General features: G+C 67.1%; 1 pseudogene. It reads left to right on the top strand.

Annotated features, from left to right (window positions below):
* Positions 1–249, top strand: a pseudogene (locus tag QZH66_RS17845) (long-chain fatty acid--CoA ligase); the annotation flags it as partial.

Raw genomic sequence — 249 nt, 5'->3', positions numbered from 1 at the left:
TACTTCTTCATGGTCGACCGGCTCAAGCGCATGATCAACGCCTCGGGCTTCAAGGTCTGGCCGGCCGAGGTCGAGGCCATGATGTACCAGCACCCGGCGATCCAGGAATGCTGCGTGATCGCCGCGCACGACGCGCGCCGCGGTGAGACCGTGAAGGCCGTGGTCGTGCTGCGCAGCGGCCAGCAGGGCCAGGTGAGCGAGCAGGACATCGTCGACTGGGCGCACGGCCAGATGGCCGCCTACAAGAGC

It is taken from the genome of Stenotrophomonas sp. YIM B06876 (genome assembly GCF_030711595.1).
Lineage (GTDB): Bacteria > Pseudomonadota > Gammaproteobacteria > Xanthomonadales > Xanthomonadaceae > Stenotrophomonas.
This window is presented reverse-complemented; position numbering and strand designations above follow the sequence as displayed.